Below are 6,036 nucleotides of genomic sequence, written 5' to 3'. Positions count from 1 at the left end.
CGGGTTGCTGCGCCGGAACTGGCTCAAGGGCAGCCTGGGCGACGCGATGCACGCGCTGTTGTGCGGTGCCGGGCACAACCTGCGGCTGATCCTGGCGCACCTGCGGGTGCTTTTGCTGGCCTTGTTCAGCGTCGTGACACTGGCCGAGTGCCTGCTCAGCTCGCGATTAGCGCCCGACCCAATGGTGCCAGTCGGCGCGAACTGAGTTGTTCAGGGCCGACTAATTACAACCTAGCCGTGTGACGACTAAGCCGCTGGTTGAAAAGCTGCTGCCGCCAGATAAGGAATCATCTATTTTTAATAGTCATTAGGAAGGCGAACCAGAGTGCATAAGAAATACTCACTTCGAGTGAAGCCACTGTCGGTGCTATCGGCTGTTTTGTTTGCCTCGCTCTTGCCTGGTTGCGCAACGAAGGCGCCTACTGCAGTGCTCTATATCAAAAATGGCGAGTCCGCCATCTCTCGTCAGGACTGGGATGCCGCATATAGATTTCTTGAGGATGGGTTTGTTTCAAAGAATGAAGCTGACAAGGCGCAATCTCTGGCTTTAGTGAATCGACACCAACACATCTTGATGGCGGGCCTCAAAACATTCTCCAAGGAAAACCTACTGAAAACCATTTCAGAACATGGAAACGAAGCAGGCCTGCGGTATGAACGAGAGCGATTGGCAATGTTCAAAGTCGTTGCGTCACCAGCGGATTATCTAAGAGCCAAAGAAAACCTGGACTGGGTAGCCGCGAACGGAGAAGCGGCACTAGAAGCCGCGCGCAAGGAGCGCGAGCAACTTGCCGCAGAGGAGCAAGAACGGATGGACCAAGCTCGCAAAGAGCAAGATCGTCTTTTCGCTGAAAAGCAGAAGCGAGAATCGGATGCGCGAGCCGAGGCGGAGCGGCAACGTGTTCAACTCTTGACCGAACTCGAAACTGCGGCCCAAAACGCCAAATTTGCATGCCAAACAAAATCAGAATGCCAGAAAGCCTTTTCTATAACCCAGATATTTATCAGCGAAAACGCTGACATGAAAATACAAGTCGCCACAGAGACAATCATAGAAACCTACAATCCGACCGAGTCACTAAAGACGGGCTTGAAGGCTGTAAAAGTTCCACGCAAGGCTGATAGCGCAGAAATTTTCCTGACAGTTACGTGTCGCGACGACGACAAGCAGTCGTTGAGAGATATTTGCGGCATTACGCGTTTGAAAATCTTGCGTGCATATCCTGCTTTCATGCGCGCAACTTTGAAGCCATGAACTGCATTGGCCTCGGCACAAGGGCTGCGGCGGGCAGGCCTTAAATCCGAACTCCTTCAAACCAAAGGCCACGGCGCCCCTCCGTGCCCCTTGACCGCAGCGCCCTGATTCAAGCCCGCCAGCCCGAACCCCGTAGCATGGTCAAAACACCAGGCCGGGAGCCCCGCTTGATCCACGACGACACCGGCCGCTCGGTCGCCCTCTACTGGGACTTCGAGAATCTGCACGCCGGCCTCTTGGAGGCCAAGCAGGGCGAGGGCGCTTATGCCAACCCCGACATCCGCTTCAGGCCGCAGGAGCCGCTGGTCGATGTGCAGGCGCTGGTCGATCTGGCCAGCTCCTTCGGACCCATCGCCATCAACCGGGCGTTCGGCAACTGGCAGTACTTCAGCCGCTATCGCGATGCCTTGCTGCAAAACGCCATCGAGCTGATCCAGCTCTTCCCGCCGGGGGCGTCCACCAAGAACGGCGCCGACATTCGCCTGTGCCTGGACGCCACCGAGGACCTCGCCCGCTTCGCGCATATCGGCACCGTCATCGTCATTGGCGGCGACAGCGACTTCATGCCGCTGGCCCAGAAGATCAAGGCCGCCGGGCGCCGGCTGATTGGGGTAGGCACGCGGCCGAACACCAACCGGCACTGGGCCCGAAGCTGCCACGAGTTCAGGTACTACGAGAGCCTGGTGGGGGTAGAGGCGGCTGGGTCGGCGTCACCTTCAGATGCCGAGGGGAGCAGGGCAACAGGCAAGACCCCGTAGCCCAGCCCCTGGCTCACACGCAGTCACAAGCGTCCGGCGCTTTGGGGCACGGCGCGCTGCACGGACGCCAGAGTCAGGCCTCTGGTTTGAAGGGCTTCAAGCTAAAGGCTCGCGCCCCTTCTCGTCCCCTCTCGCCTTGTCGGTTCCCCCTCGCGCGGATGGAGAAGCGGTTTAGGCCGCGCTAAGTTCGCTCAGAAGCCGCGCCAATGCCGCGGGGGCGGTCCACATCGCGTCGTGGCCATGGCCGAGCAGTTCGCGCACCGTGGCGCCCTGCCGCCCGGCACGCTGCGCCGCTTCGATGAACCAGGCGTCGTCGGTGCAGCGGATGTAGGCGCGGCGGATGCCGTGCGGGAAGCCGTCGCGCAGCGGCAGCGGCTGCACGAAGGTCTTCGCCGACTGCGGCCGCAGCCGGGCCTGCACCCAGGCGGCCTCGGCCTCGTCCTGAATGCCGAACTCCTTCGCCGTTTGCCGCGGCGGCACGCGCCAGTCCCGCACCGGTGGCGGCACGTCACTGGCCGCGGGCGCGGCCGGCGCACGGGCCGGCGTGTAGTCGCGCAGCGCCTTGCCGGCGTCGGGCAGGAACGCGTCCAGGTAGATCAGCCCCATCAGACGCTCGGGTAGGCGGTCGGCTACTCCGGTGATCACCATGCCGGCATAGCTGTGGCCGACCAGCACGACGTTGTTCAGATCCTCCATCTCCAGCAGGGCGCTGACGTCGAGCACATGGGTCTGCAGGTCCACGTCCGCGCTGAGCAGGTGGGCGCGCTCGCCCAGACCGGTCAGCGTCGGGGTCCAGACCCGATGACCCTGCGCCTCCAGCAGCGGCACGAGCTTGCGCCAGCACCAGCCGCCATGCCAGGCCCCGTGCACCAGCACCCAGTGCAGGCGGCGAGCGGACGCGGCCGCGGCGGGCAGGGTGGCCGCGGCGGTGCCCAGCGCCAGGCCACGGCTGAAAACTTGGCGGCGGGTCGCACTCATGGCAGTCGGCTCCGAGGGGGATGGGCGAGCGAATTCTGCGTGAGGCGCGCCGTGAGCTTCGGGGGCTGCCCTTCACCCCGCCCTACCCATCCGCTCGGCGCCTTGCTGGCCCTACGCGGCCATCTCAAACGTCAGCCCGGCCCGCTCATGCAGCCGCCGCACCAGCGCCAGGCCCATGGCGCTGCCCGGGGTCCAGACGCCACCGGGGGTGGCGCTGCGCGGGATGTCCTCCACCAGGCACAGCGCGGCTTCGCTGATGAGTTTGCAGGTGGAGCCGTAGCCGGGGTCGCGGTCGCCTTTGACGACGGCGCGCAGCAGCTTGCCCGAGGCGCTCTTGCCGCTGAACCAAACCTCGTAGTGGCCGGCCTCGCGGGCGGCCTTGTCGGGGCCATCGCCCGGTTTCGTCAGCACGAAGCGGCGCAGCAGGGCGCGCGCGGGGCCGAAGCCCAGCACGCGGTTTTGCCAGCGGGTCATGCGGGCCAGCGCCTGGGCCTTCTTGGCGCCTTTGTCGGCCGCGCCGGGGCGGCCGGTGAGCATCTTTTCGCTGTACACAAAGTCCTGGCCCCAGGGGTGGCCGCGCAGGGCGTTGCTGCGGTGCACGTTCTTGGTGTTGATGGCGGCCATCACGAAGGGCCCGGTCCAACGGTCGGCCCAATCGTCCAGGGCGGCGCCCTGGTCGTCGGGCTGGGCGGGGCCCTTGAACCCGGGCGTCAGGGCAAAGGGGTCGCTCATCTGCTGGCCCAGCGCGGGTTCGCGGCGGATGGCCTCGAAGGTTTCCATCATGCTGGCCAGCGTGCCGCCCGAGGCCGCGCCTTTCATGCGCGCCACGCGCGCGCGCACCTCGCGCAACGGGGTGCCGAAGCGCTCCTGCGCCTGGGCCTGCAGGTAGACCACACCGAGGTCGAAGGGGATGGAGTCGAAGCCGCACGAGAACACGATGCGCGCGCCGCTCTGCTGCGCCAGCGGGCTGAGCTTGTCGATCATCCGGGCCATCCACAGCGGCTCGCCGCAGAGGTCCACGTAGTCGGTGCCGGCCTCGGCGCAGGCGGTGACCAAGGGCTCGCCATGCAGCTGGTACGGCCCGACGGTGCTGATCACGACCCGGGTGCGCGCCACCAGGGCCCGAAGCGCGGCCGCATCGCCGGCATCGGCCTGCAGCAGGGGCAGGTCCTTGGGCAGGCCCAGCTCGTCGCGCACGGCGGCCAGCTTGGCGGCGTTGCGGCCCGCCATGGCCCAGCGGGTGGTGCCGCGGGCTTGCAGGTACTCGGCCACCAGGCGGCCAGTGAAGCCGGTGGCGCCGAAGACGATCAGGTCGAAGTCTGGGTTCATGGGGAGTCCTGAGTGGGTGGGGCGGCAGGAGGCTTGAGTCCGACCCCCTTCAAAGGCGGCATCTGACCACTTCCCCTCAATCCCTTCCCATCTAACACCCGGCCAGGCGCTTCCATTTGCCCTGCGGGCCCACATCCACGATCGCGCCCCCCGTTCCCGGCGCCAGGTAGTACAGGTGGTGGTCGGTGAGGGACTGCGCCAGGTAGCTCTGGGTGGTTTCGTAGTAGCGGTAGTAGTAGGACTGGTACAGGCCGGGCACGGGCTTGGGGGCGGAGAACAGCTGCGGGTAGTTGCGCTCGGCCCAGCCGAAGACGCAGTCGGCACCGCCTTGCGCGGCGGGTAGGCCGATCTCGACCACCACGGGGGCGAAGTTCCTGGTGAAGCCCACCCAGCGCGTCAGGCCGTTGTCCGAGCCCATGAAGCGCAGGTACTCGGGCGCCTGCTCATCCGAGGCCACGCTGAGCTCCGTGCTGGGTGCTGCGCCCAGCGCCGCAAAGCCGGCCCCGCCGTCATTCAGCAGCAGCAAGCCCGCCGCGTGGATCTTGCGTCCGTCCAGGACCTTGCTGCCGCCGGCCACCTGCAGCACCAGATCCGGATAGCCATCCACATTGACGTCCGCCACCGCGAGGGCGATCACCTGCAGCGTGTCGTTCGGCCAGGCGTACACGGGCAGCAGCGTGTCGGTCATCCGCTGCAGGCGCAGGCCGCCCAGGTTGCGGTAGATCTCCAGGCCCGTACCGCCCATGCAGCTGCCGTCCGGCCCGCAGACCGGGCCCTCGAAGCGCAGCACCAGGTCGACCAGGCCGTCCTGGTCGTAGTCGAGAGCGTGGACTTCGGTGACGCCCATGGTGTCAAAGAGCCCCTCCCGGGCCATCACCTGGCCCTGGCTGTAGAGGCCCGCGGCGTCCTTCTGCATGACGCGCAGCGCGCCCCAGTCCCAGCGCGGATCGCCGGGCTTGATGTAAGCGGCCTGAATCACCTCCGGCCGGCCGTCGCCATCCAGGTCGGCCACCCCCACCGCGCCGGTGCCGTCCCAACCCGCCGCCGGCGCAAAGTTCAGCTGCTGCACGAAGCCCCCGCCGGGGGTCTGCTGGTAGGCGGCCATCTGCCGCTGCGGCCAGACCTGGTGATCGGCCCGGTCGCCCATGGTGCCCACCACGATGTCGTCCAGGCCGTCGCCGGTGATGTCCTTGACCACCACCGAATGGTTGAAGGCCCGGTAGTTGGACAGGTTCTGAAACTGGAAGCCCTGCCCCGCATCGGTGGCCAGCCAGACATAGCCATGGGTCCAGGTTCCCGGGTCGGGCCCGACTTCGGGGCCATGGTCCACCAGCACGAACTGGCGCTGCCCGCTCGCCTTGGCATTCACGCGCGCCTGGGCACGGGCCAGCCCGAGGCGCATCGAGTCCAGGAAGCGGGAGAACTCGAAGCGCCCCTCCGCACCGGAAACGAACTCCAGCCCGGGCAACAGGGTCGGGCTGGTGAAAAGCGTGGGAAAGACAAAGAGATGCTGCCGCCCGTCCATGCCAGGCACCACGGTGGTTCCGGACATGGACATGCGCAGCCCTTCGAGGAAGGTGACCCGTGCGAATTCGGGATGCACGAGCGTGGGGGCATCGGACACCGGCAGGCGGGCGCTGCTCTGCGTCTCGGCGGCGTGCGCGCACGGCCCCCAAAGCGGCATGGCCAGCAAACCTGCGCAGACTCTTCTGCGCC

At 66.2% G+C, this 6,036-nt stretch carries 5 protein-coding genes and 1 pseudogene; 3 read left to right on the top strand and 3 right to left on the bottom strand.

Annotated elements, in window-relative coordinates; genetic code table 11:
* The 3 genes and pseudogenes from ACE3QP_RS19570 to ACE3QP_RS19560 form a co-directional block, all read left to right on the top strand.
* A pseudogene (locus tag ACE3QP_RS19570) lies at positions 1-205 on the top strand (hypothetical protein); the annotation flags it as partial.
* Positions 206-325: 120 nt separating this feature from the next.
* Positions 326-1,255 (top strand): hypothetical protein, encoded by a 930-nt coding sequence (locus ACE3QP_RS19565; protein WP_374438435.1) that lies wholly within the window; start codon positions 326-328, stop codon positions 1,253-1,255.
* Positions 1,256-1,422: 167 nt separating this feature from the next.
* Complete coding sequence (locus ACE3QP_RS19560; protein WP_374438433.1) at positions 1,423-2,013, top strand: NYN domain-containing protein; 591 nt, start codon at positions 1,423-1,425, stop codon at positions 2,011-2,013.
* A gap of 171 nt (positions 2,014-2,184) precedes the next feature.
* Here ACE3QP_RS19560 and ACE3QP_RS19555 read toward each other — a convergent pair whose 3' ends face one another.
* The 3 genes from ACE3QP_RS19555 to ACE3QP_RS19545 all read right to left on the bottom strand — a co-directional run bounded on the left by ACE3QP_RS19555 (position 2,185) and on the right by ACE3QP_RS19545 (position 6,004).
* Entirely contained in the window at positions 2,185-2,991 is an 807-nt protein-coding gene (locus tag ACE3QP_RS19555) for an alpha/beta fold hydrolase (protein WP_374438431.1), read from the bottom strand.
* A gap of 111 nt (positions 2,992-3,102) precedes the next feature.
* A complete protein-coding gene (locus ACE3QP_RS19550; protein ID WP_374438429.1) occupies positions 3,103-4,320 on the bottom strand; it encodes a trans-acting enoyl reductase family protein in 1,218 nt (405 codons plus the stop codon).
* A 91-nt stretch (positions 4,321-4,411) separates the two neighbouring features.
* Positions 4,412-6,004, bottom strand: coding sequence for an FG-GAP repeat domain-containing protein (locus tag ACE3QP_RS19545; RefSeq protein ID WP_374438428.1), 1,593 nt, complete (start codon positions 6,002-6,004; stop codon positions 4,412-4,414).
* Positions 6,005-6,036: the final 32 nt, after the last annotated feature.

The organism is Inhella sp. (assembly GCF_041912635.1).
GTDB lineage: Bacteria > Pseudomonadota > Gammaproteobacteria > Burkholderiales > Burkholderiaceae_C > Inhella.
The sequence above is the reverse complement of the archived record's forward strand: the minus strand, read 5'-3'. Positions and strand labels throughout refer to the sequence as shown.